The 24,521-nt window shown below is 71.6% G+C and carries 21 protein-coding genes; 10 read left to right on the forward strand and 11 right to left on the reverse strand.

Annotated features, from left to right (window positions below; genetic code table 11):
* Window positions 1-41: 41 nt before the first annotated feature.
* The 3 genes from BXA11_RS13205 to BXA11_RS13215 form a co-directional block, all read right to left on the reverse strand.
* The gene (locus BXA11_RS13205) at window positions 42-896 is read right to left on the reverse strand and encodes a hypothetical protein (RefSeq protein WP_076434743.1); all 855 of its coding nucleotides are present in this window, start codon (window positions 894-896) and stop codon (window positions 42-44) included.
* Entirely contained in the window at window positions 896-1,459 is a 564-nt protein-coding gene (locus BXA11_RS13210) for a hypothetical protein (protein WP_143734230.1), read from the reverse strand. Before BXA11_RS13210 ends, BXA11_RS13205 begins: the two co-directional genes overlap by 1 nt.
* A 117-nt stretch (window positions 1,460-1,576) precedes the next feature.
* Window positions 1,577-2,689 (reverse strand): ferritin-like domain-containing protein, encoded by a 1,113-nt coding sequence (locus tag BXA11_RS13215; protein WP_030505327.1) that lies wholly within the window; start codon window positions 2,687-2,689, stop codon window positions 1,577-1,579.
* Between the two features lie 105 nt (window positions 2,690-2,794).
* Between BXA11_RS13215 and BXA11_RS13220 the strand changes: the two genes are divergently transcribed.
* Window positions 2,795-3,487 carry a TetR/AcrR family transcriptional regulator gene (locus BXA11_RS13220; RefSeq protein ID WP_051761130.1) on the forward strand — a complete coding sequence of 231 codons (693 nt, stop codon included), beginning with the start codon at window positions 2,795-2,797 and terminating at the stop codon, window positions 3,485-3,487.
* Between the two features lie 23 nt (window positions 3,488-3,510).
* Here BXA11_RS13220 and BXA11_RS13225 read toward each other — a convergent pair whose 3' ends face one another.
* Entirely contained in the window at window positions 3,511-4,032 is a 522-nt protein-coding gene (locus tag BXA11_RS13225; RefSeq protein ID WP_076434744.1) for an aggregation-promoting factor C-terminal-like domain-containing protein, read from the reverse strand.
* Between the two features lie 319 nt (window positions 4,033-4,351).
* On the opposite strand from BXA11_RS13225, the gene BXA11_RS13230 reads away from it, so the two are divergent.
* Entirely contained in the window at window positions 4,352-4,840 is a 489-nt protein-coding gene (locus BXA11_RS13230; RefSeq protein WP_030505324.1) for a glutathione peroxidase, read from the forward strand.
* On the opposite strand, the gene BXA11_RS13235 is transcribed toward BXA11_RS13230, so the two are convergent.
* Window positions 4,830-5,834, reverse strand: coding sequence for a LacI family DNA-binding transcriptional regulator (locus BXA11_RS13235; protein ID WP_030505323.1), 1,005 nt, complete (start codon window positions 5,832-5,834; stop codon window positions 4,830-4,832). The genes BXA11_RS13230 and BXA11_RS13235 overlap by 11 nt on opposite strands.
* A gap of 124 nt (window positions 5,835-5,958) precedes the next feature.
* Between BXA11_RS13235 and BXA11_RS13240 the strand changes: the two genes are divergently transcribed.
* Window positions 5,959-7,179 carry an ABC transporter ATP-binding protein gene (locus BXA11_RS13240; protein WP_030505322.1) on the forward strand — a complete coding sequence of 407 codons (1,221 nt, stop codon included), beginning with the start codon at window positions 5,959-5,961 and terminating at the stop codon, window positions 7,177-7,179.
* Between the two features lie 6 nt (window positions 7,180-7,185).
* Here the strand turns inward: BXA11_RS13240 and BXA11_RS13245 are convergent, their stop codons facing one another.
* Both BXA11_RS13245 and BXA11_RS13250 read right to left on the reverse strand, forming a co-directional pair.
* Window positions 7,186-8,280 (reverse strand): MraY family glycosyltransferase, encoded by a 1,095-nt coding sequence (locus tag BXA11_RS13245; protein ID WP_076434745.1) that lies wholly within the window; start codon window positions 8,278-8,280, stop codon window positions 7,186-7,188.
* The gene (locus tag BXA11_RS13250) at window positions 8,277-9,446 is read right to left on the reverse strand and encodes a glycosyltransferase (protein WP_076434746.1); all 1,170 of its coding nucleotides are present in this window, start codon (window positions 9,444-9,446) and stop codon (window positions 8,277-8,279) included. The genes BXA11_RS13245 and BXA11_RS13250 overlap by 4 nt, the downstream gene beginning before the upstream one ends.
* 166 nt (window positions 9,447-9,612) lie before the next feature.
* Between BXA11_RS13250 and BXA11_RS13255 the strand changes: the two genes are divergently transcribed.
* The gene (locus BXA11_RS13255) at window positions 9,613-10,860 is read left to right on the forward strand and encodes a nucleotide sugar dehydrogenase (protein ID WP_076434747.1); all 1,248 of its coding nucleotides are present in this window, start codon (window positions 9,613-9,615) and stop codon (window positions 10,858-10,860) included.
* A 1-nt stretch (window position 10,861) separates the two neighbouring features.
* Here BXA11_RS13255 and BXA11_RS13260 read toward each other — a convergent pair whose 3' ends face one another.
* Window positions 10,862-11,611, reverse strand: a complete 750-nt coding sequence (locus BXA11_RS13260; protein WP_076434748.1) for an SDR family NAD(P)-dependent oxidoreductase — start codon at window positions 11,609-11,611, stop codon at window positions 10,862-10,864.
* Window positions 11,612-11,687: 76 nt separating this feature from the next.
* Complete coding sequence (locus BXA11_RS13265) at window positions 11,688-12,014, reverse strand: carboxymuconolactone decarboxylase family protein (protein WP_051761129.1); 327 nt, start codon at window positions 12,012-12,014, stop codon at window positions 11,688-11,690.
* 515 nt (window positions 12,015-12,529) lie between these two features.
* Here BXA11_RS13265 and BXA11_RS13270 point away from each other — a divergent pair.
* The 5 genes from BXA11_RS13270 (at window position 12,530) to BXA11_RS13290 (ending at window position 19,132) form a co-directional block, all read left to right on the forward strand.
* Window positions 12,530-13,198 (forward strand): hypothetical protein, encoded by a 669-nt coding sequence (locus BXA11_RS13270; protein WP_143734232.1) that lies wholly within the window; start codon window positions 12,530-12,532, stop codon window positions 13,196-13,198.
* Window positions 13,199-13,211: 13 nt separating this feature from the next.
* Window positions 13,212-16,181, forward strand: a complete 2,970-nt coding sequence (locus tag BXA11_RS13275; protein WP_076434750.1) for an AAA family ATPase — start codon at window positions 13,212-13,214, stop codon at window positions 16,179-16,181.
* A gap of 122 nt (window positions 16,182-16,303) precedes the next feature.
* Complete coding sequence (locus BXA11_RS13280; RefSeq protein ID WP_239104975.1) at window positions 16,304-16,819, forward strand: MarR family winged helix-turn-helix transcriptional regulator; 516 nt, start codon at window positions 16,304-16,306, stop codon at window positions 16,817-16,819.
* A 3-nt stretch (window positions 16,820-16,822) separates the two neighbouring features.
* Window positions 16,823-18,073: an epoxide hydrolase family protein gene (locus BXA11_RS13285; RefSeq protein WP_076434751.1), complete on the forward strand. Its 1,251-nt coding sequence runs from the start codon at window positions 16,823-16,825 to the stop codon at window positions 18,071-18,073.
* Between the two features lie 270 nt (window positions 18,074-18,343).
* Complete coding sequence (locus BXA11_RS13290; protein WP_076434752.1) at window positions 18,344-19,132, forward strand: ThuA domain-containing protein; 789 nt, start codon at window positions 18,344-18,346, stop codon at window positions 19,130-19,132.
* Window positions 19,133-19,295: 163 nt separating this feature from the next.
* On the opposite strand, the gene BXA11_RS13295 is transcribed toward BXA11_RS13290, so the two are convergent.
* The gene (locus tag BXA11_RS13295; RefSeq protein ID WP_076434753.1) at window positions 19,296-20,801 is read right to left on the reverse strand and encodes an aldehyde dehydrogenase family protein; all 1,506 of its coding nucleotides are present in this window, start codon (window positions 20,799-20,801) and stop codon (window positions 19,296-19,298) included.
* Between the two features lie 38 nt (window positions 20,802-20,839).
* Window positions 20,840-23,791, reverse strand: a complete 2,952-nt coding sequence (locus BXA11_RS45330) for a helix-turn-helix transcriptional regulator (protein ID WP_275409699.1) — start codon at window positions 23,789-23,791, stop codon at window positions 20,840-20,842.
* Between the two features lie 401 nt (window positions 23,792-24,192).
* On the opposite strand from BXA11_RS45330, the gene BXA11_RS13305 reads away from it, so the two are divergent.
* Window positions 24,193-24,521, forward strand: a 329-nt coding sequence (locus BXA11_RS13305) for a glycoside hydrolase family 11 protein (protein WP_167769256.1), incomplete at its 3' end; no start/stop codon positions are given.

Here is a 24,521-nt window from a genome sequence, read left to right on the forward strand (position 1 = left end):
GTCGGTGCGGGATTCTGTGACGGCGATCGCGGAGTGAGAGCTCAGATCGCCGGCACGGCCTCCATGCTGTGCGGGTGCAGGGCGGTCTGCAGCCGGATGCCGCCGAGGGACGTCATCGCCTCCTTGCCCGCGTTCTTCTTCGCCCAGCCCTCCGCCCGCTCGCGCAGAGTCCGGTCGGGAGACAGCAGCGTGTCCGCCATCATGCCGAAAAGGCTCGTGCACGCCTTCGATCCCACGCCGAGATCGCAGCGGGCCTTCACGGACAGGACCTTGTCCGGCTCGTCGTACCAGATGTAGACGGACATGTGGAGCCTGGCGGCGTCTCCCGGCCGGCAGATCATGCCCATCGTGGCGCCGGTCACCGGGTCGGGCGCCGCGGACTTCGCGCATCTCCACGCGTTGGCCGCCTGCAGCCAGTTCACCGCGACCATGTTGACCGTCACCTTGGGCAGGTAACGCTGCTTTCCCGAGGGGAACCTCCCGGGGAAGGACGGCGCGCGGTCGTCGGTCACCGGCTCGGTGGTCGCGAGGCCCACGGCGGCGCCCGCGATCCCGCCCAGCGCCAGCGCCGCGATCAGCGTGCCGGCCGTGACCAGCGCGAACACCGCCGTTCCCCGGCGGCGCGGCGGGTTTAGGCCGGGCGGTCCCGGGGGGCCGTACGCCGGTGGCGGCGTCTGCTGCCCGGCGGCGTACGGCTCGGCCCTCTGGGGCGGGGGCGTCCGCGGCCAGGGCGAGCTCACGGACGGATGACCCGCGTCGAAACCGGGAGGCGGGGGCACGGTGAGGCCGGGCTGCGCGGGAGGGCCGGGAGGCGGGGCCTGCACCGGGTGCCAGGCGGTGCCGTCCCACCAGAACCTGCCGTCGGGGGAGTACGGCCAGCCGGGGGGAGCCGCCATCAATATCTCCTCTTCATCGTGAGCTCGACGGACCGGGTGTTCGCCTTCCGCTCCAGCGCGTACTCCCAGTCGAGAACGAAGGTCACATCCCCGTCGCCCGTGATCTGCTCGGCCAGCCAGCCGCCGAGTTTCTTGACCGTCGAGGGATCGTCGCGGTGCGGCAGCGTCGCGAACCACGACATGTAGTCCAGCCCGGCCGCCGCCGTGGTGCTGTCCGGGTTGACGATCCTGGCCTCGACCTTGCCGATGTACTCGTAGAAGTCCGCGACGTCGGGGACCCGGAAGAGGTCCGCTTCGAACCGCACCTTGCCGATCCTCAGCTGACAGGACCAGAACTGCCGCTTGTCGGCGCAGGCGTGCCCCTGGCCCTGCAGCGCCTCGACCACGGTGCCGATCTTGAGTCCGGGGATGCAGTCGTGGCCGCAGTATTTCGTGTCCTGTTCGCGATAGCCGGACGCGACGGCGTACGCGCCCACGCCGGCGAGCAGGAAGAGGACCAGACCGATCACCCCGACCACGACGCGGCGAGACCCGCGGCCACTCTGCGTCAGCTCCACAGTCACGAAGACGGAGTATGGCAAGGATTCCCCACACAGGGGACAAGGCTCGCGAATCTGGCCGATCGACCGGCGGCGTCCGCGGTCGTGGCGATCGCGCTGTGCCGAACAGGTGCGCCGCGGTCAGTCGTCCCCGGCTGCGATGGTCTCGGCGACCTCCTCCGCTCGTTCCTCCTCCTCGCGGGCGAAGCGCTCGGCGTCGAGCCGGTCGGCGATCTCCTCGTCCTGCCGCATCAGCGCGTCGAGGCTCTGCCCGGCCATGTCGAGCACGCCCATGTCGGCGTACGCCTTCTGGAGGCGGGGGCTCCACAGGCCGATGTCCTTCACGCACGGCACGATCCGGCTGAACAGCAGCGAACGGAACAGCCGCAGGTATTCCGACCGGTCCACGCACTCCATGGCCTCGGCGGACTCCTGCCGCGACAGGCCGATGGTCTCCCAGATCTCCTCGCCGCGCAGCCGGTCGCGCATGAGGTGGCAGCCCTCGATCACGAAGTCCTCGCGCTCGCGCAACTCGGCGTCGGACAGGTTCCGGTAGTAGTCGCGCAGCGCCATCCGGCCGAACGCCACGTGCCTGGCCTCGTCCTGCATCACGTACGCGAGGATCTGCTTGGGCAGCGGCTTGGTGGTGATGTCGCGCATCACGCCGAACGCGGCCAGGGCCAGGCCCTCGATCAGCACCTGCATGCCGAGGTAGGGCATGTCCCACCGCGAGTCGTTCAGCGTGCTGTCCAGCAGCGCCTTGAGGTGCTGGTTGATGGGGTAGGCGAGCCCGATCTTCTCCTGCAGGAACCGCGCGTACGTCTCGGCGTGCCGCGCCTCGTCCATCGTCTGGGTGGCGGCGTAGAACTTGGAGTCGAGGTCGGGCACCGACTCCACGATCCGGGCCGAGCAGATCATCGCGCCCTGCTCGCCGTGGAGGAACTGGGAGAACTGCCAGGCGGCGTTGTGCCTGCGCACCTCGTCGCGCTGCCGGCGGTCCATGCGGTCCCACAGCGGGGAGCCGTAGATGGCGAGCGTGGTGTCGGGGACGCCGAGGACGTCGCAGGGGTCGACATCGAGGTCCCAGTCGATCCGCTTGACGGAGTCCCACTGCTTGTCCTTGCCCTTCTGGTAGAGGGCGAGCATCCGGTCCCTGCCGTCGTCGTACTCCCAGGTGAACCGGGCCGCTCCGGTCATCTCCACGTCCCACGTGGACAGCTCGGCGGGGATGGTGTAGAGCTCGTGGGTCGACACGGGGGACCTCCCTTGACGTACACCGTACGTATCCCTGCGAGCGTGTCACGTACGCTGTACGTGCGTCAATGGACGGAGAACGCGCGGCGGCGAGAGGATTCGGTCATGCTCAACCGGAACCGCATCGTGACCGCCGCCGTGGAGCTCATCGAGAGAGAGGGCGCCGACGCCGTCTCGATGCGCAGGATCGCCGCCGAACTGGGCGTCGGCGTCATGTCGCTGTACAACCACGTGCCCAGCAAGGCCGCGCTGCTCGACGCCGTCGCCGAGGACGTGCTGTCGCGGATCGGCTTCGCCGACGACCCGTCCGCCCACTGGACCGAGCGGGTCCGCATCCAGGCGCGGGCCTTCCGGCGCATCGCCCACCACTATCCCCGTTGCACGATGGTCGTGGTGAGCAGGCAGCTGAGCTCGACGGCGGGCCTTCTCCCGGTGGAGCGCGCCCTGGCGACCCTGCGCGAGGCGGGCTTCGACGGCCAGGAGGCCGTCCGGATGCTGCGGATGTTCATCGCGTACGTCGTCGGCTCGCTGCTGCGCGAGGTGGGGGTGACCCCCACGTTCGCCCCCGTACGGGCCGACGCGGTCGTCGCCGAGGCGGATCCGGCGCTGTTTCCCGTGTTGAGCGAGCTGCGGCCGCATCTGGACTCCTGCGACCACGACGAGGAGTTCGAGTTCGGCCTGGAACTGCTGGTCCAGGCGATGGCCGTACGGGCCGCGGCGCGGGCGGAGGCCCAGGCCGGCCGCGAGGAGGGCGGGCGCGGCGGCGAGCGGGCCGGTCGTGGAGGCGCCCGGCAGTAGGCCGCCGGGCGCCTCCGCCCGGGTCAGTACCAGTTGTGGGACCGGAAGTGGCCCCAGGCGCCGCACGGCGAGCCGTATCGGCCCTTGATGTACCGCAGCCCCCACCTGATCTGGGTCTGCGGGTTGAACCGCCAGTCGTTGCCGGCGTAGCCCATCTTGTGACCGGGCAGCGCCTGCGGGATGCCGTAGGCGCCCGAGCCCGGGTTGTAGGCCCGATGATCCCAGTTGCTCTCCCTGGTCCAGAGGCTGTCCAGGCACTGGAACTGCTCACCCGACCAGGTCTGGCGGGTGACGAGCCGGAAGGCGTACGCCTTGCTGCGGAGCTTCGCCGGTGCCCGGCGGGACCGGGGCGGCTGTGCCGCCGCCCGCGTCGTCCACACTCCGACGTGGGTGACGGGCCGCATGCTCTCTGCGGTCCGCTCCGTCTCCCCGGTGCCTCCCTGGGCGGCCCAATCGCCGGCCCAGGCCGCTCCGCTTCCGCCACCGGCCACGGTGGCCGCGATGACGGCGGCGACTGTGTTGCGTAGAACGCTGTTGCTGTCCAAATCGGTCCTTGTCGTCGGGTCGCGTGCGGAAGGCGGGCGCGCATGGCGCCCGCCGCGCGGCCGCGCGCCCATGGCGTGGGCGCCGCCGTCCGCTCGGCCCGCACCGGATCACCACAAGCTTCCGGCGGGCACCGCGACGGGTCCTCACGCGGATTGAAATACGGCCGCCCGCCTCCCGGACGGCATCTGCGGCACGCCGATGACGGATCTTTGCCGATCCGCCCCCCAACGCCGACGCTTCCCGGGGGCGCGGCTTACCGTGCGCGGCACGGCGCGCCCTGCGGCCAGACCGGACGCGACGCTCGTTTAGGGTGCGGACATGAGCGTTCTCAAGATTCCGGTGACCACGATCGACGGCGAGAGCACGACCCTCGGCGACCTGCTCGGCGGCGGGGCCGCCCTGGTGGTCAACGTGGCGTCCAGGTGTGGGCTGACCCCGCAGTACGAGGGCCTGGTCGCCCTCCAGCGGGCGTACGCCGGCAGGGGGTTCACCGTCGTCGGCGTGCCCTGCAACCAGTTCATGGGCCAGGAGCCCGGCTCGGCGGAGGAGATCAAGGAGTTCTGCTCCACGACCTACGGCGTGGACTTCCCCCTGCTGGAGAAGACCGAGGTCAACGGCCCGGAGCGGCATCCTCTCTACGGCGAGCTGACCGAGACCCCCGACGCGGAGGGCGAGGCGGGCGACATCCAGTGGAACTTCGAGAAGTTCCTCGTCGCCGCCGACGGCCAGGTGGTCGCCCGGTTCCGCCCCCGTGTCGTCCCCGAGGCCCCGGAGATCGCCGAGGCGATCGAGAAGGTCATCTCCTAGGCGCCGAGACCCTGGGCCCGCAGCTCGCCCGCACGACGAGCTGGGTGGGCAGCGTGACGGCCGGAGGACGCCTGCCCTGCCGCAGCACCAGCTCGGCGGCGCGATAGCCGATGTCCTGGGCCGGTTGGGCGATCACCGTCAGCGGCGGGGAGCACAGCTCGGCCCAGGGCACGTCGTCGAACATGATGAGCGACACGTCCCTGGGGATGCGCACGTCCAGCTCGCGGGCGGCCAGCACGGCCGCCTCACCGAGCACGTTGCCGCCTGCGATGACCGCGGTGACGTCGGCGCGGTGCTGCAGCAGGCCCGCGGCGGCCGCGTAGGCGGAGTCGCGGCTCGACCGGGCGTGCACGACCAGATCCCGGTCGGCGGGCAGGCCCAGCGAGGCGATCGCGGAGTTGAACGCGGCGACCCGCTGCGACTGCCCGTGCCTGCCGAGGTAGGCGATCTTCCGGTGGCCCAGCCCGGCCAGGTACTCCACGGCCGTCAGCACCCCGGCCCGGTCGTCGGGCACCACGCTGGGCACGTCCGCGCGCACCCGCCGGTCGGCGAACACGACGTTCAGCCCCGAGCGCAGCGCGGGCGCCCACATCTCGCCGTCCCCGGACGGCACCGCGATGAGCCGGTCCATGCTCTCCTCGATGAGCGCGCCGATCAGCTCGGCCTCCCGCTCGGGGTCGTCGCCGGTGACCCCCACCGTGACGGGCTCGCCGTACGAGCGGGCGCAGGACAGCACGCCGTCGGTCAGCCGCGCGTAGAAGCTGTCGGTGATGTCGGGGACCAGCAGTCCGATGCCGCCCGTCCGCCGGCGCCTCAGGTTGCGTCCCAGTGCGCTCGGCCGGTAGTCGAGCCGTGCCGCCGCGGCGAGCACCTTCTCGCGGGTCTCCGCGCTCGCCGAGCCGCCGGACAGGACCCGGGACACCGTGGCCACCCCGACCCCGGCCGCCTCCGCCACTTCCTTGATGGTTATCCGCCGCTGCGCTGGACCGCTCATGGAAACGATTCCATCAGAGTTCCATGGGTCGTGCCACCGAAATCTTGACAATAGGCGCTATTTCAGGGGAGAGTCATGAAAACGTATCCACATCATCTTGGCTCGGGAACGCGAAGGACTGGGGATGGCTTCAATCGTTCTGAACAACGTCGACAAGATCTACGCGGGCGGGGTGAAGGCCGTGAACGGCCTCAACCTGGAGATCAAGGACGGCGAGTTCATGGTGCTGGTCGGCCCGTCGGGCTGTGGCAAGTCCACCGCCCTGCGGATGATCGCCGGCCTGGAGGACATCAGCGGCGGCGAGATCGTCATCGGTGACCGTGTCGTGAACCACCTTCCCCCGAAGGACCGCGACATCGCCATGGTCTTCCAGAACTACGCGCTGTACCCGCACATGACGGTCGAGGAGAACCTCGCCTTCGGCCTCAAGCTGCGCAAGATGTCGAAGCCGGAGATCCAGAAGCGGGTCAACGACGCCGCCCGCATGCTCGGCCTGGAGCAGTACCTCAAGCGCAAGCCGGCCGCCCTGTCCGGTGGTCAGCGCCAGCGTGTCGCCATGGGCCGCGCCATCGTCCGCGAGCCCCAGGCCTTCCTCATGGACGAGCCGCTGTCCAACCTGGACGCCAAGCTCCGCGTCTCCATGCGCGCCTCGCTGAACCAGCTCCACGAGCGCCTGGGCGTCACCACGGTGTACGTCACCCACGACCAGGTCGAGGCCATGACCCTCGGCGACCGCGTCTGCGTCCTGCGCGACGGCGTGCTCCAGCAGGTGGACACCCCGCAGAACCTGTTCGACGACCCGGTCAACCTGTTCGTCGCCGGCTTCATGGGCTCCCCGGCCATGAACTTCACCTACGCCGAGCTGGTCCGCGACAACGGCGGCGCGGCCGTGGCCTTCGCCGGCTACCGCCTCCCCGTCCCCGACTCGACCTTCGCCGAGAAGCCGGGCCTCGACCGCTACATCGGCCGCAAGATCATCCTCGGCATCCGGCCCTCCGACTTCGAGGACGCCGGTTCGGCCAGCGGCAACAGCGCCGGCTGGGTGCGCGTCCCGGTCCGCGCCAACGTCACCGAGGAGCTGGGCTCGGAGATCAACGTCCTGTTCACGATCGACGCCCCGCCGGTCGAGCACAAGGACACCGTGGCCGCCGCCCACGACGGCGACGACGAGGAGACGACGCTGCCGCTGACCGGCGACAAGTCGCTGTGGACCGCGCGCGTCAACGCCCGCAGCCACGTCCGTCCCGGTCAGGAGATCGAGCTGGTCGTCGACACGCACAACCTGCACTTCTTCGACGTCGACTCGGGCCTGTCCATCGGCCACGAGGCCAACATCGGCCGCTGAGTCCGGTCACCCCCGCCGCACGAAGGGCGGCGGGGGGTTTCCGGCGGAGCGCGGGCGCGGCACGCGCCCGCGCGGCCGGTCGTCGCCGGCCGGCATCCGCGACGACGTCCGCCTCGGGCGCGCGGAGAAGTCGTCGTGCCGGGGGCGCGCAGAAGAAGAATCGTGCCGGGGGTGCGCGGAGAAATAACTGTGCCGGAGGCGCGCGAAGACGCCGCGCCGGACAGGCGCGCAGCAGAGCAGCGCGGCGGCGGTCGCGGCGGTGACCGTGGCCGCGGCGCCCGCGGGCACCCAGCCGAGCGCGACCGCGAGCCCGGCCGTCCCGGAGCCGGCCGAGACGCCGCACAGCGCGGGCGCCGCCTTTCGCGCAGGTCCGGCCGATCGGCTCGCCCGCCGGGGCCGGCGGACGGCGTACGCCCCGGCCCCCACGATGGCGGCCAGCGCCGGGAGCAGCAGCCCTGCAGAGACCACGGCCGTGCCGCGCCCGGCCGTCAGTCCTGCGGCCGTGCAGGTCAGGACGGACCCGGCGAACAGCGAACCGGCCGGTCCGAGCCGGACCCTGCCCCGCGCCCTGCCGTACGGGAGGGCGCCGAGGCACGCCCCGGCCAGGGCGGCCGCGAGCACCGCGAGGGACGTGTCGCCCAGCACGAGCGCAGTCCCGGCGAGGAACGCGCCGGTGACGGCGGCGACCGCGGCCAGCGCGCCGCCGAGCCGGTCGAGCAGCCCGTACGCGTTGGTCATCGCGACGATCCACATCACGCTGACCGGGCCGTCCAGCCAGTCGCCCGTCAGCGTCACCTGGACGCCGCACAGCACGACCCCGCCCGCCGCCACCGTCTCCACCATGAGCCGCGTGACGAGCGACAGCGCGCCCACGTCGTCGATGAGCGCGAGCAGCGCCACCGCCGCGGCGGCCAGCAGGATCGCGCTCACCCACCGGTCCGGCGCGCCGCAAAGCGCCACCACGGCGCCCGCCGTGGCCACCGCCAGCGTCACGCCGGTCAGGTAGGGAACCGTGCGCCGCACCGGGCGCAGGCCGGCGGCGGCGAGCAGGCAGGCGACCGCTCCCGCGAGCGCGGGCGCCAGAGCCGGAAGCTGCGTCATCGGCTGCCCACCTCCGACCGCGTCGCGCCGCGCAGCGCCCGGTAGAGGGCCTCGGTGTCGGCCACCAGCCGGTCCACGCAGAACGCCCGCCCGGTCCACGTCCGGGCCGACTCGCCCATCCGCCGCGCCAGGCCCGGATCCACCAGCAGCCGTACGACGTGGTCGGCCATCTCGTCCGGGTCGGGCTCGGTCAGGAATCCCGTGCGGCGGTCCATGACCACCTCGGGAACGCTGCCGACGCGTGTGGCCACCACCGGCAGGCCCGCCATGCCGGCCTCGACGAGCGCCAGCGGCGTGCCCTCGCTGTCGGAGGTGAGCAGCACCACGTCGGCCGCGGCGTACACGGTCTCGACGTCGCGCCGCCAGCCGAGCAGCCGGAAGGACTCCCACATCGGCATGACGGCCCGCTCCACCTCCTCCTTCAGCTCGCCGCTGCCGCAGACGAGGAACCGGGCGCCGGGCAGCCGGGCCAGGACCGCACTGGCGACCTCCGCGAGCCGGTCGGGCCGTTTGGCCTTCTTCAGCCTGCCGACGTACGCCACGACCGGCGCGTCCAGCGGGACGCCCAGCGCGGCGCGGGCCCGGGCACGCTCGGGCAGCGGGGCGAGCCGGACGCCGGGCGGGATGACGACGTACTGCTCGGGCCGGCCGATCCCGGTCGCGAGGAGGTCGTCGCGCACCCGGGCGCCGACCGTGACGAGGCGGTCGGTCATCCTGGCCAGCCGGCGCTCGGTGCGGACGTAGACGGTCCGCCGCAGGCGGGAGAGCTGCCCGTCGAGGAGGTGGCCGTGGTAGCTGTGCACCAGGGCCGCCCCGACCCCCGACAGCCGCATCGCGAGGCGGCCGAGCGCGCCCGCCTTGGTGGTCCTGGTGTGCACGATGTGTGGCCTGAACTCGCGCATCGCGTTCGTCAGCCGGAACAGGGCCCGGTAGTCGTCGGCCGGTTTGATCGCGCGGCCGAGGCCCGGCACCCGGTGGACCGGGATCGTCGCGTCGCGAAGCTGCAGGTGGTCGCCTTCGCCGCCGTCGACGTACCCGGTGTAGAGGCGGTGGTCGAACTCTACCGGGCTGAGCCGCTCGCACAACCCGGTGACCTGGGTGGCGGGACCGCTCACGTTCATCCGGGCGATTATCTCCATGACACGAATCCGGTCGTCCGGTTTCATGCTGGCTCCTCCCTGATCATGTCGGAGAAGCTAGTCCGCGGTCCCACCGCCGACGGGGTGCCCGGACGCCGCCGGAAGAGACTTTTCCCTATCCGTACCCAAGCCTTACAGCCGTCCCGTCCGCCAATCCCGGGGGCGGCGGCGGGGTCGCTCCTACAGTCGTAGCGTGGCGGAGAAGCTGGTGGTCGTGGGCCAGGGCCCGGCCGGGCTGCCCCTGGCGATGCGCGCCGTGGAGGCGGGGTTCCGCGTCGTCGGCCTCGACGAGGACGGGTGGCGGGTCAAGCGGCTCAACGCGGGGGAGCCGTGCGCCGAGGGAGTCGGCGCGGGCGTCGGCGCGGGTGCGCTGGCCGCCGCGCACGCCTCCGGCCGGTACGCGGCCAGCGCCGACGCGGCCGACGCCTCCGGGTTCGACGTCTGCGTGCTCACCCCGCCCGTGCGGATGCGGAACGGCGCGCCCGACCTCGGCCCGCTCGGCTCGGCCGCCCGCCGGATCGCCCCGTTCCTGCGGCCGGGGGCGACCGTGGTGCTGGAGGGCACCGCCTATCCCGGCACCACCGAGGAGTTCGTACGGCCGCTGCTCGAACAGGGGTCGGGGCTGCGCGCGGGGGACGACTTCCACCTCGGCCACAGCCCGCACCGGGCCGAGCCTGGCAACCCGCGCTGGCGGCTCGGCAACACGCCCAAGGTCGTCTCGGGCGTCGACGCGGCCTCGCTGCGGGCGGTGACCGACTTCTACGGCAGGCTGGTGCGGGAGACCGTCCCGGTCTCCTCGCCCCGGGTGTCGGAGCTGTGCGCGCTCATGGAAAGCGCCCGCGCGCAGGTCGGCGCAGCGCTGGCGAACGAGCTGTCGATTTTCGCCGCGCACCTCGGCGTCGACGTGTGGGAGGCGGTCGAGGCCGCCGCCACCACGCCCTTCGGACATGCCGCCGCGGCACCCTGCCCCGGGATCGAGGACCCCTGCCTGCCGCTCGACGTGACGTACCTGCCGTGGGGGATCCGGCGCGGCGTCGGGCGGGGCTTCCGGCTGGTCGAGGCGGCCAACGACGTCAACGCGCACATGCCCGCCCACGTGGTCGACCGGCTCTGCCTCGCGCTGAACCGGAGGTGCCGCTCGATCAGGGGCAGCAGGATCCTGCTGCTGGGGCTGTCGCCGGTCGAGGTCGCCAAGACGCTGTGCCGGCTCGGGGCCCGGGTGCGGGCCGCGGATCCCCGTGCCGAGGACTGCGCGGACGATTTCGTCGTCCCCGCCGGGGTCGAGGTGGTCGAGCCGGACGCCGCGGAGCTGGCCAGGGCGGACGCGGTCGTCGTGCTCGGGGGGCAGGACTGCTACGACTACGACCTGGTCCAGCGGGCCAGCCGGTTCGTGTTCGACACCCGGGGCCGCTGCCGCGGCCCGAACGTCGAGCGGCTGTGACTCAGCGGTAGCGCAGCCTCGCCAGGCGGCCGACCAGGTTGAGCGGCAGGAGCCTGGCGAGCGCCGCGACCGCCTTGTAGCGGGCCGACGGTACGCTCACCCAGGCCCCGCGGGCGAGGTCGCGCATCGCGTCGGCGGCGACGCGGTCGGCCGACAGCCACGCGAAGGGCGGCAGCCCGGACATGTCGAGCTTGGCCCGGTCGTGGAACTCGGTGCGCACGAACCCCGGGCACAGCGCCATCACCCGCACGCCGTGCTTGTTGACCATGTTGGCCGCCGAGGCGCTGTAGCTCACCACCCATGACTTCGTGGCGCTGTAGGTGCCGCCGGGGAGGAACGCCGCGACCGAGGCCACGTTGATCACCCCGCCCCGCCCCTTGGAGATCATGTACGGCAGGGCCGCCCGGGTCAGCCGCAGCACCGCCTCACAGTGCAGCCGCAGCATCCGGACCTCTTCCTCCACGGGGGTGTCCAGGAAGCCGCCGTGGTGCCCGAACCCGGCGTTGTTGACCAGGAGGTCGATGCCGGAGCGCAGCCGCTCCTCGGCCGCCGCCGTCCCCTCCTCGGTGGTCAGGTCGGCGCACAGCGGCTCGACCGGCACGCCGTACCGCTTGTGCAGGGCCTCGGCGGAGGCGGCGAGCCGCTCCTCGTCGCGGGCCACCAGGACCAGGGAGAATCCGTCGGCGGCCAGGCGGCGCGCGAAGGCGGCGCCGATCCCTGCAGTCGCGCCGGTGATGAGTGCGGTGGGCATGACGGCAGCGTACCCACCGCGGGAGGCCCCTCGTCCGGCCTCTCCTCCGGCCCCTCGTCCGGCCCCGGAACGGCGGTCACATCTCGATGGTGCGGCGGATGAGCTCCTCCACCTTCGCGCTGAGCCGGGCGGCGCGGGGCCACCCGGCGTACAGGGTGAGGAACACGACCGTCTCGCGCAGTTCGGCCGGGCTCAGCTCCCCCGAGCGCAGGGCGGTCTCGAGGTGCAGCTCGAGCATGTCGTCCATGTCCTGGCCGACGAGCAGGCCGAGCAGCAGCAACCGCCGTTCCCTGACCGTGAGGACCTGCCGGGACCACACCTCGGAGAACATGCGCTCCGCCGTCACTCCGAAGAAGCCGTCCGGCCCCTCGCCGGTGCCGTCCTCTTCGTAGACCTGCTTCATGTGCGCCAGCCCTCCCCACGGTGATTCCTGACGTCATGCATCCAGATGTCGTGTTCGAGGCAGTCAGGTGTTACATCGATCTGCTCATCCGGCCCCGGCCGATCTCACGGCGCGGGTCTTCCGTGCGTCATGTCCGGTGTGGAACGGGTGGGTCGTCGGGCCGGCCGGGGTCGTGGCTGTTCGATGTGCCGGAGCCCGCTTTCGCCGCTCGTCCTTTGGGTATCGGGATCAGAGGTGAGTCCGCGGCCGTCCATGACGTGCGTTCCGGGGGGGGGCGTACTCGACGGGCCCAGGAAGTCGAGGAGGAGGCGCCCCGGGGCCGGGCGATGCCGGTGATGTGAGCGGCCTTCTGGTAACAGGAGGAGCCAAGATCCGAGAAAGATTCGGTCTAGTTTTCCGGCGCATCGCAGACTTACCGTTGAGAAGGACAGTTGGAAAACGGGCACTACTACCTCGTAGACCCGCAAAGCGGAGGTTGGGCCCTGGTGGAAAGACCGCGGGTAAGTACCGGGGTGGTGCGAACGGTCGTGGGGGCGGCGGTGGCCGCCTCTGTGCTGTCCGGCTGTGCCGGCCCCGATTACACCTACGTACGCGACGATACGGGCGGCACCTACTTCAAGGTCCCCGCGTCGTGGCGGCAAATCGACCAGAAGACGCTCGACGAGGAACTCTTCGGCGACACGGACTCCGCCACCGCGCAGGTGGTGAAACAGCTGGTGTGGACGGCGGCGTTCGACGCCTACGAGGAACCGTCCCTCCTGCATCTTGTCCGGGGCTCCGCGGGCACCGACGACAGACCTTTCGTGTTCGCGAAGGTGCAGAAGCTCAGCGAGGACGAGCAGAACGCGGCGTCGCTCAATCTGCTGCGTGTCTCCCCTCCGATGCCGGTGCCGCTGACGGAGGAGCAGCAGAAGGAGTTCGAGGCGAGCGGCCTGACGGGGTTCGAGCTGCTGGCCGATGAGGTGCTGCCTATCGCGGACGGCGTCCGCGGCATCCATACCGTCTACAACTACCGGGTGGGAAACGCGGTGCAGACGTTCGACAGGACCGCCTACCTGTCGGCCGACGGGACGACGGCATCCACCCTTCTCATCCGCTGCTCGCCCGCGTGCTACCGCCAGCGGGCCGCGGAGATCGGCACCGTCGTCAAGTCCTTCAAGGTCAAGCACCTCATCAACCCGTGAAGGAGCCCCTCATATGAGCACGGCCCTCCCACCGAAGCACCACGAGGGGCTTCGCGAGCCGGGGTCGGGTCCGGTGGACCGCGACCCTCTCACCAGGAAACGTCTGCCGCTGTGGGACCGGACGAAGTTCCTGATCCTGCTCGCCGTCGCGTTCGGCGTGCTGTTCTGGAACGAGATCGCGACGTACGAGGGCATCATCTCCCCGTATGACGCCGCCGTGATGACCGTCCGGAACGCGTCGTGGGTTCTGTGGCTGGCGGGCGTCGAGGTGCTCCGGCAGATCCACTTCCTCATCAGCGAGCGCTCGGCCGGCTACCACCGGTTCTGGACGCAGAAGATCTTCGGTGGCTGGAACCGCTGGTCCCACCGCAGGTTCACCGACTGGAACCGCTACCGCATCTCCCGTGCGATCAAGTGGGTCGTCTGGATCGCGGTCATCGCGCTGGTGCTGGGCAAGGTGCAGCAGGTCTCGCCGCTCGAGGCGCTGTACAGCGTGCCGGCCACCGTGTGGGGCTTCCTTCCCATGGTCCTGCAGCTCATGCTGATCATGGTGGTGGCCGTGGGGCAGTTCGTCGCCATCTTCTGGTTCCTGTCGCGGGGCGGCGTCGACGTCTACTACCCCGACGACATCAAGACGCGCTTCTCCGACGTCTGGGGCCAGGACCACGTGGTCGAGCGGGTCAAGGAGAACATCGTCTTCCTGGAGAAGCCGGACGAGATCGAGGCCAGGGGCGGTTACGTGCCCAGCGGCATCCTGCTGTGGGGCCCGCCCGGCACCGGCAAGACGCTGATGGCCGAGGCGGTCGCCGGCTCGACCGGCAAGCCGTACGTGTTCGTCGACCCGGGCGCGTTCATCAACATGTTCTTCGGCGTCGGCGTCCTCAAGGTCAAGTCGCTGTTCCGCAAGCTGCGCAAGCTGGCCCTGCGGTACGGCGGCGTCATCGTGTTCTTCGACGAGGCCGACTCGCTCGGCAACCGCGGCGCGCTGGCGCAGGGCGGACCCGGCGGCTGGGGCAGGTCGGTCCCGGCGCCGTTCGAGGACTCCGGCTGCAACGGCTTCGCCTACCTCGACCCGCACACCCGCACCGTGCTCGGCCGTCACGCCGCGGGCCCGGCCGCCGAGGCCGCACCGCCGCGGATGCCGCGCACCGGCGCCTTCGTCAACCGTGTGGTGTACGGCGCGGGCATGGGTGGCGGCGGTGGCGGCATGGGCACGCTGGAGGCGCTGCTCACCGAGATCTCCGGTCTGAAGAAGCCGCGCGGCTTCGTCAACCGCTACGTGCGCAGGCTGCTCGGCATGCGGCCCAAGCCGCCGCCGAAGTACCGCATCCTCATCATGATGGCCACCAACCTGCCCGAGGCCCTGGACGAGGCGCTGCTGCGGCCCGGCCGCATCGACCGCATCTACAAGGTCGGCTATCCCTCGAAGGCGGGCCGGATCCGCACCTACAAGGGCTACTTCGACAAGGTCAGCCACCAGCTCACCGACGAGCAGGTCGACAAACTCGCCACGATCACGCCGTACGCCACCGGTGCGACGATCAAGGACCTGGTCAACGAGTCGCTGATCACCGCGATCCGCGACGGCCGGGAGACCATCACCTGGTCGGACGTCATGCGGGCCAAGCGGCTCAAGCAGCTCGGGCCGCCCGAGGACGTCGAGTACATCGAGCGTGAGCGGCACGCGGTCGCGGTGCACGAGGCCTGCCACGCGGTCGCCGCCTACCGCACCCGCCACCACCTGGAAATCGACCTGGCGACGATCGAGAAGGGCGCCGACTACCTCGGCATGGTGGCCAGCATCAAGCCGGAGGACCAGTTCACCCGGTGGAAGTCGGAGTACGAGGCCGACATCATGGTGTCGCTCGCCTCGCTGGCGGGGGAGCGGATGTTCTTCGGCGAGGACAACTCCTCCGGTGTCTCCGGCGACCTGCAGAGCGCGACCGCGATCACCGGGCTGATGGAGGCCCACTGGGGCATGGGCATCGGGGTGGCCTCGCTGCCGGCGCTGCAGGAGCTCGGCCTGCGCGAGGGCAAGGCGGCCCAGCCGCAGCCGGGGGGCGGCGGCATCGGCTTCACCGGCACTCCGGCGGGCCGGCGCGACGAGATGGTGCCCGACATGCTCCCCGAGCGGATCGAGTTCAACCTCAGCAGGCTGCTGGAGAAGACGGCCGAGCTGCTGCGCGAGAACCGCCGCGAGGTGCTGTCGGTCGCGCACGCGCTGGAGCAGCACAAGACGCTGAACGGCGACGACGTGGTCGCGGTCATCGAGTGCAGGATGGGCCCGCTGATCGACGGCACTGCCTACACCTCTGATGAGTTCTACGAGGAGATCGAGACCTACCACACCGCCGCGGTGGCGGCCCACAAGGCGCACAGCGAGGTCCCGGTCGAGCTCCCGCTGCCCCGGACCCGGGTGATCGAGGCGTCGGTCGTGCCTGCGTCCTCGGGCGGCGCCGCGCCGGTGCTGGTCGCCCCGCCGCCGAACGGCCTGGCCGGCGGCAACGGGCACATCCCCGCGGTGCAATCGGTCGCGCCCGCCCAGCCGGACTTCGTGCCGTGGACCGGCTCGCCGCCACCGGTCGCCCCGGCTCCGCCGCTCGGACTGTCGGCGGCGAAGCCTGCCCGCACGTCGTACGGCGCGCTGTGGGCGGTCGTCGGCGTCGTCGTGGCGGTGGTGCTGCTCACGCTCCTGGGGGTGCTGCTCTTCGCCTCGCCGCGGGGCGCGGCCGGCGCCGCGGGCGCCGCTGTCGGGGGCGTGCCCGCGGGCACGGCCGTCCTGCTGGCCGTCGCGCTGGTCGCGGTGATCGGCGGCATCGCGGTCGCGGTCCTGCTGGTCCGCTCCCACCAGGCGGGGCGGCGGCGGGCCGAGGAGGCCAGAGACCAGGCGGCCGAACGAGCGCAGTTGCTCGCGGCGGCCATGGACCCCGAGGTCGCGATGCGGCTGCTGGGATACGACGGCAGGCGAGGACCGGAGGCCTGAGGCGTCTTCGCCATCCGGCCCTTCGATCCGATCCCCGGCGGGCGGCGTCCGCCGGGGATCGGCGTTTTCCCGGGCGATAAGACTCATTAGAAACTTAATTAAGTTACTGATACAGTTCGGCCGTGCCTGAGATCAGCGAGCTGAGCATCGCCGCCCTGACCCGCGTGCTCGAAGACTTCACCCGGATGCACATCCGGCTGCCTGCGGGGCGGCGGCTGAGCTTCACGACCCTGTCCGTGCTCCACACACTGGCGGGCGACGGCCCCAAGCGGCTCACTGAACTCGCGGGCAGCGAACAGGTCACGCAGTCGGCGATCACCCAGATGGTGACCAAGCTGGAGCGCGAGGGCCTGGTCGAGCGTCACCCGGATCCGTCGGATGGCCGGGCGGTCCTCGTCCAGGTCACGGCCGCGGGCGCCGCGATCGTGGACGGACGGCGCGCCGAGCGCGTGGCCCGGCTCACCGACCTCGCCGACCGGCTCACGGAGCCGGAGCGGGCGGCCATCGCGCTGGCGCTGCCCGCGCTGGCCCGCATGGTCGAACTGCACTCCGCCGCGATCGGGGACCCGCCGATCGAACGGGGAGACGGCGAGGGCGACTCCGGCATGGACACACCGCGCGACAGTGCGAGGAGATGAACGATGCGCCCCACCATCACCCCGTCCGCCACACCCCGGCCGTTCCCGCTGGAGCCCGCGCCGATTCACGTGCCCGACGAGGTGCTCACCGACCTGCGGCGGCGCCTGGAACTGACCCGCCTGCCCGACGACGCGGGCAACGACGACTGGCGCTACGGTGTGAACGCCGCCTACCTGCGGGAGCTCGTCGACTACTGGCGCGACGGGTACGACTGGCGGGCGGCCGAGGCCGCCATCAACGCCTACGAGCACTACCGCATCGAGATCGAGGGCGTGCCGGTCCACTTCATGCGCAGGCCCGGCGTGGGTCCCGACCCCACGCCGCTCATTCTCACCCACGGCTGGCCCTGGACGTTCTGGCACTGGTCCAAGGTCGTCGATCCGCTGGCCGACCCCGGCGCGTACGGTGGCGACCCGGCCGAGGCGTTCGAGGTGATCGTGCCCTCGTTCCCCGGCTTCGGGTTCTCCACCCCGCTACCGGACCATCCCGACATGAACTATTGGAAGGTCGCCGACCTCTGGCACACCCTGATGACCGAAACGCTCGGCTACGAGAGGTACGGCGCGGCGGGCTGCGACGCCGGCGCCCTGGTGACCGGGCAGCTCGGCCACAAGTACGCCGGCGAGCTGCACGCCATCCATATCGGGTCGGGCCAGAAGCTCACGTTGTTCAACGGCGACCGCGGCTGGGACCTCAGTGGCGGCAAGCCCATCCCGGAGGGCCTGCCCGCTGACGTCCACGCCCAGGTCGTCGCGATGGACAGGCGGTTCGCCGTCCACCTCGCCGCGCATGTGCTCGCCCCGAGCACGCTCGCCCACGGGCTGTCGGACTCACCCGCCGGGATGCTCGCCTGGGTGCTGGAGCGCTGGGTCAACTGGAGCGACAACGGCGGCGACGTCGAGACCGTCTTCACCAAGGACGACCTGCTCACGCACGCCATGATCTTCTGGGCGACCAACTCGATCGGCACCTCGATGCGGACCTACGCCAACAACAACCGCTACCCCTGGACGCCGTCCCACGACCGGCAGCCGGTCGTCGAGGCCCCCACCGGCCTCACCTTCGTCGGCTACGAGAACCCGCCCGGCGTGAGCACGGACGATCGGGTGCGGCACTTCCTCGATAGCGACCGCGCCGGCTGGTACAACCTCGTCAACCTCAACGCCCACGACCGCGGCGGTCACTTCATCCCCTGGGAGATCCCCGGCGAGTGGGTGGACGACCTGCGGCGCACCTTCCGCGGCCGGCGCTGACCAGTCCGTACGGTCGTGGCTGGGACCTGGGCGAACGGACTGTCCGGCAATACTTCTGGGTCGCGCACGACTTTGTCCTACCACAAACGAAAGTCGTAGAAACTTTGATTTAACTTCTTCCAACTCATGACCAAAGAGGGTAACTTGGCGCCCACTTGAGGCCGTGAAAACCGTTTCGGCGGTGCTCGGCCCTGTCTTCCGTCATGGAGGCCGGCCCACCGCCCCCCAGTGGGCCGACCTCCATGACGCATGAGTTGGAGGACTGTCGGCATGTCTCGTAAGCGACTGCTCGCTCTGGCGGCGCTGTCCGCGATCATTGCGTCGGCCTTCGCCGGCACCAGCGCCCTCGCGGCTCCCGCGGACCCCGAGTTCCGTGTGCTCGTCTTCGGCAAGACCACCGCCTTCCGGCACGACTCGATCCCCGCAGGTGAGGCGGCGATCCAGAAGCTCGGCCAGGAGAACGGCTTCGCGGTGGACGTGACGGAGGATGCGGCCCAGTTCACCGACGAGAACCTCGCCAAGTATCAGACCGTCGTCTTCATCTCCACGACCGGCGACCCGCTCGGTCAGCCCGAGCAGAAGGCGGCGTTCGAGCGCTACATCCAGCACGGCGGAGGCTTCGCCGGCGTTCACGCCGCCGGAGACTCGGGCTACAACTGGGCCTGGTACGGGGGCCTCGTCGGCGCCTACTTCCGCAACCACCCGGCGCAGCAGGACGCCACGGTGAAGATGGTGGGCCAGGGTGCGGCCTCCAACCGCGGGCTGCCGAACCGCTGGACCCGCTGGGACGAGTGGTACAACTACCGCACCAACCCGCGTGACGCCGGGGTGCGCGTGCTCGCCGAGCTCGACGAGAGCTCCTACAACCCCGGCTCCGGCGCCATGGGCGACCACCCCATCGCCTGGTGCCACAACTACGACGGCGGGCGTTCCTGGTACACGGGCATGGGCCACACCAAGGAGGCCTACAGCGACCCGCTGTTCCTCAAGCACCTGCTGGGCGGAATCCGGATGACGGCCGGTGTGACGAACTTCCCCTGCGACCCCGACGGCGACTGACCGCCCGCGAGGAACGCCCCACCGCGTGACGGGCGCCGGGATGCCGATCATCTGAGGCGCCCGAGCGAGGCGGATGACGGACGCGCCGTCCGGTGCCTGCACCGGACGGCGCGCCCACGCGTTCAGGACCGCGGGGCCGCCGGGCGGCGAGCGGTCCTCCGGGTCAGAGCCGGAATCCCAGGTCGGGCGTGATCTCCGCCACGTCCATCTGGGCCTTCTGCAGGCGGCCCGAGTAGTCCCAGTTCATCGCCTGCCAGCGGGTGAACTGGTCGAGCACCCACATGCCGCTCTGCCTGCTGCCGTTGCCCGACTTGCCGTTCCCGCCGAACGGCAGGTGGGCCTCCGCGCCGGAGGTGGAGTTGTTGACGCTGACCATGCCGGCCGACACACCTTCGCGGAACCGGAACACGGCCTTCGGGTCGGAGGTGTAGATGGACGACGACAGGCCGTATCCGGGCCGGTTGGCCAGGTCGATCGCCTCGTCGAGGGTGGAGAACGTCGTCACGCCCACGATCGGGCCGAACGTCTCCTCCAGGAACAGCCGGTCGCCGGGACGGACGCCGTCCACCACCACGGGGTGGTAGTACAGGCCCTCGCCGTCCATCCGGCCGACCGGGCCCGGCAGCACGGTGTGGTGCGGCTGGATCCAGCCCAGGTACTCCTCGTAGCGCTCGGCGAACTTGTGGTCGAGCAGCGGGCCGTACAGGACGTCGCCGTTCGGGTCGCCGATCTTCGCGTCGCGCACGGCGACGGTGAACCGGCGCAGGAACTCGTCGTGGACGTCCTCGTGGACGATGACCGTGCCGAGTGAGGTGCACCGCTGACCGGCGGTGCCGAAGCCGGAGAACAGGGCGCCCTCGGCGGCGAGGTCGAGATCGGCGTCCGGCATGACGACCATCGGGTTCTTGCCGCCGAGCTCCAGGCAGGGCGACTGCAGGTGCCGCCCGCACAACTCGCCGACGGCCCGGCCGACCGCGCTCGACCCGGTGAAGCCGACCTTCTGCACGGTGCCCTCGCCGAGCGCGCGGTCGAGGCCCTCGTATGTCTGGCCGCCGTCGGCGAAGACGATGTTGAGCACGCCGTCGGGCAGCCCGGCCGCCGCGAACAGCCGGTAGAGCGCGTGCGCGGAGGCCGCGGCGTATTCGGCGGGCTTCCACACCACCGCGTTGCCGCACAGCAGCGCGGGGACCAGATACCACGAGGGGACCGCCACCGGGAAGTTGCCCGCCGTCACGACCGCCGCCACCCCGACCGGGACACGGAAGGTGAACAGGCTCTTGTCGGGCATCTCCGAGGGCACGGTCTGCCCGTAGAGGCGGCGGCCCTCGCCGAGGAAGAAGTCGCAGGTGTCCACGATCTCACGGACCTCGCCCAGCGCCTCGGCGTACGGCTTGCCGATCTCCTCGGTCACCAGCCGGGCCAGCGCCTCGGTGTTGGCCTCGACCAGGCGGCCGATCGAGGCGATCACCCGGCCGCGCACCGGGGCGGGGACGCGCGCCCACTCCCGCTGGGCCGCCGCCGCGGCGCGGCAGGCGCCGGCGAAGTCGTCCGCGCCGGCGAGCTGGACGGTCGCGACCGTCTCCGAGGGCCGCGCCGGGTTGACGGACTCGTACGGTGTGCCCGAAGAGAGCTCCTCACCCGCGACGACGGAAACGATCTGCAGAGCCACCGCTGACCTCCGGAATTGTTGCTGGCATCGGGCCTCGATTACACAGTATTTCCGTCCGGGGCGCCCGGTGACAGCCCCTCCTGGAGGGCGACCGCGGCGGCCTGGGTGCGGCTGGTCACGCCGAGCTTGGCCAGGATGTTCGAGACGTGCACGCTCACCGTCTTCTGCGAGATGAACAGCCGCTCGCCGATCTCCCGGTTGGCCAGACCGGTCGCGACGTGGGCCAGCACCTCCCGCTCGCGTGCGGTGAGCGCGGCCAGCCGTCCCGGCTCCCGTGCCGCCCCCGGCGGCTCACCGGTGGCGATCTCCCGCGCGTCGTGGGCGGCGAGGGAGGCCGCGGAGGTGCCGGCGGGGGCGGCCGCCGTCGGGTCGGGGAATCCGGCCCGTGCCCCGACCACCCTGAGCGTCTCGAGGAAGGGCCGGGCTCCCAGGGCGGCGGCGACGTGCACCGCGCGCTCCCACTCGGCCCGGGCCGCCGCGCGGTCGCCCGCCCGCAGCAGGCTCTCGGCCAGGCGCCACCGCGACCGGGCCTCCTCGTAGACGAAGCCGAAGCCGAAGGCCTCGGTGGCGCGCCGCCAGACCTCCGGCTCCGCCGTGCCGTTGGCGCGGTGCCACTCGGCCTCCGCCCGGGCCAGCCAGGCGATTCCTTCCGGCCCCAGCCGGCCGCGCGGGCCGTTCGGCCCGTTCTCCGCCGCCCAACGCGCCCGTCGCAGCAGGTCGTCGCAGGGCTCGCCGGGCCGGCCGAGGTCGGCCAGCGCCCACAGACCGGTGGCCGCGATGCGGATCACACTGGGATCGAACGGTTCGAGCACCGCGACGATCGCGTCGACGTGGTCGAGCGCGGTGTTCGGGTCGCCGCGCCACAGCGCCTGTTCGGCCGCCATGCCGCGGGCCATGTAGCCGATCAGGGCATCGGACCAGAAGCGGGACAGCCATCGCAGTCTCTCGTCGGCGCCGGGACGCCCCCGGCCCACCTCGACGAAGAGGGCGAACGACGACAGCTGGGCCTCGGCCCTGGTGCCGACCCGGACGCCGAACCCTCCGGCCAGCCGTTCCGCCGCGTCCCAGTCGCCGTCCGCGTAGTGCACCAGGTAGTTCAGGAAACGGAGGTCCGTGCCGAACGTGCTCCAGGTGAGCCCGGTCTCGCCGGCCAGCCGTACGCCGTCCTCGGTGATGCGGGCGGCCACCGCGAGGGCGCCGTTCTCGTAATGGATGCGGGCGAGGTTGAAGCGCGCCCGCAGGTCGATGGACAGATCGCCCGAGGGGCGGCGGGTGGCGCGCGTGAGCAGGTCGACGGCGTGCTCGACGCTGCTCCCGAACTCCTCCTCGATCAGGGCGAGCGAGACGAGGGCGCTGGCCTCCGCGTCGCGGGCGCCGGTCGCCTCCGCGACCTCCAGCGCCTTGGACGCCGTCGCCGCCGCCTCCTCGTCGTGGTACTGCCGGAAGAGCGCACGGGCGTGGGTGGCCAGGGCCCTGGCCAGCAGCGGGCTGTGGGGCGCGACGTCCACCGCCTCCCGGGCGGCCGCGACCCCCTCGGCCTCGTCGCCGCCCGCGTCCGCCAGATAGTAGGACAGGCGTTCGCCTGTCTCCGCGATCAGAACCGGGTCGTCGGTCTCGTGGCGCAGCCGCCGCACCTGTTCCGCCGCCCGGTGATAGTCGCCGGCCGCGGCCGCCGCAGCGGCCCCGGCCAGCGCGATCCTCGCCCTGCTCTCCCCGGCCAGCCGTTCGGCCTCCGGCACCTGGTCCCAGACCTCCAGCGCACGCCCGAAGTGCCGGTGCGCCTCCGCCGGCGCGCCGAGCCCGGCGGCCATCCGCCCGGCCTCCACCGACGCACGCAGGGCGCCCGGCAGGTCGTGCCCGGCGAGATGGTGATGGGCCAGCTCGGCGGGGGCGCCGCCGCGTCCGGCGAGCAGTGCGGCGAACGCGGTGTGCAGGCGGGTCCGCTCGCCGGGCAGAAGGTCGTCGTAGACGGCCTCCTGGAGGAGCGCGTGCCGGAACGTGTAGCCGTCGCTGCCCGCCGTGAGCAGTCGCTGCGAGACGATCTCGCGCAGCGCGTCCTCCAGCGGCAGGTCGCCGAGCCCGGTCGCGTCGCGCAGCAGGTCGTGATCGACCCGGCGGCCGGCCACCGCGGCGACCCGCAGCACCTGGCGGGCGGTGTCCGACAGGGTTTCCACCCGGGCGAGCAGCAGGTCGGCCAGCGTTCCCGGCAGCCGCGCCCGTTCCGCGCCGGCCGCCAGGAGCTCCTCGGCGAAGAACGGATTGCCACCGGCGCGCTCGATCACGGTCGTCAGGCCGCGTTCCGCCGCAGGTCCCGCCGGGCCCTCGCCGTACCGGCCGAGGACGGCGAGGTACTCCGCCATCTCGTCGTCGCCTAGCGGCGGCAGTTCGACGGAGGTGACCAGCGGCAGCCGCCGCAGCTCGGCCAGCACCGGGCGCAGCGGGTGGCGGCGGTGGAGGTCGTCCGTGCGGTAGGTGCCGACGAGGCACACCCGCTCGCGCTGCAGCATGCGGGTGAGGAAGACCAGCAGGTCGCGCGTCGAGCGGTCGGCCCAGTGCAGGTCCTCGAACACGAACAGGACCGGCTGCCGCCCGGCCACCTCCGACAGCATGTCGAGCACCGACCCGAACAGGCGCTGCTGGGCGAGCCCTCCGGTCGTCGCCTCCGCCGGGCCCGCCTCGTCGCCGGGCAGCAGTCGCCGCAGGGCGGGACGGGCCGTGACTGCCGGGCCGACCGGCCCGGCGGCATCGGCGGCGGCGCCGCGCAGGGCGTCCGCGAGCGGCAGATAGGGCAGGGCGTCGCCGAGCTCGGCGCACTGACCGGTGAGCGTCACGAAGCCCCGCCGCTGCGCGAGGTCGCACAGCTCGGTGACGATCCGCGTCTTGCCGATCCCCGCGTCGCCGCCCACGAGGGCGACCCCCGCGAGCCCGGCCGCGGCGGAGTCGAGCACGCCCAGGAGCCGGTCGAGCTCAGCGGAACGCCCGATCAGCACCCTTTGCGGCGTACGCGCAACCACGCAGGTGAGTATGACACGCGGCCCCGACAGAACCGCTCCCGCGACTTCCGGCCGCCTCGGCGCCGCATACCGCCGCTCGGGTTTCGTAGCGTAATTCGCAAAGCCGCTGAACTTTTCAGCGTCCGCCGATCCGGCGATGGACGGTTCGAGCGCACCGCCATACCTATCCACCAGGCTAAACGCTTTCCCTCCTGCAATGCCGGATGAACTGTGCTTTTCGGGACCATTTCGGGTGGCGTTGACGACGCCGCCAGGTCGCCCGATACTTTCGCTATTACGCCGATAGTTTCGGCGTCGTGTCGACGGGGAGGTGGCCCCTCGGCTGCCTCGGTCCACGGTGCTTGTCCCCCGTCACCCTTCTCGAGGAGGAAGCGCGCATGATCGATGCCCCCGCTCATTGGTTAGGCCGCAGACGCGGCCGCGTCAGGGTGTTCATCGCCCGGGTCTGCGCCGTGGCGCTGGCCGCGGCCGTGGCGCTGCTGCCCGGCGTCGCCCACGCCGCCGTCACCACGAACCAGACCGGCACCAACAACGGATACTTCTTCTCGTTCTGGACCGACAGCCAGGGCACGGTCTCCATGGACTTGGGGTCCGGCGGAAACTACAGCACCTCCTGGCGCAACACCGGCAACTTCGTCGCCGGCAAGGGCTGGAACCCCGGCGGGCGCCGGACGGTGACCTACTCGGGCAGCTTCAACCCCTCGGG

Source organism: Microbispora rosea (assembly GCF_900156315.1).
GTDB lineage: Bacteria > Actinomycetota > Actinomycetes > Streptosporangiales > Streptosporangiaceae > Microbispora > Microbispora rosea.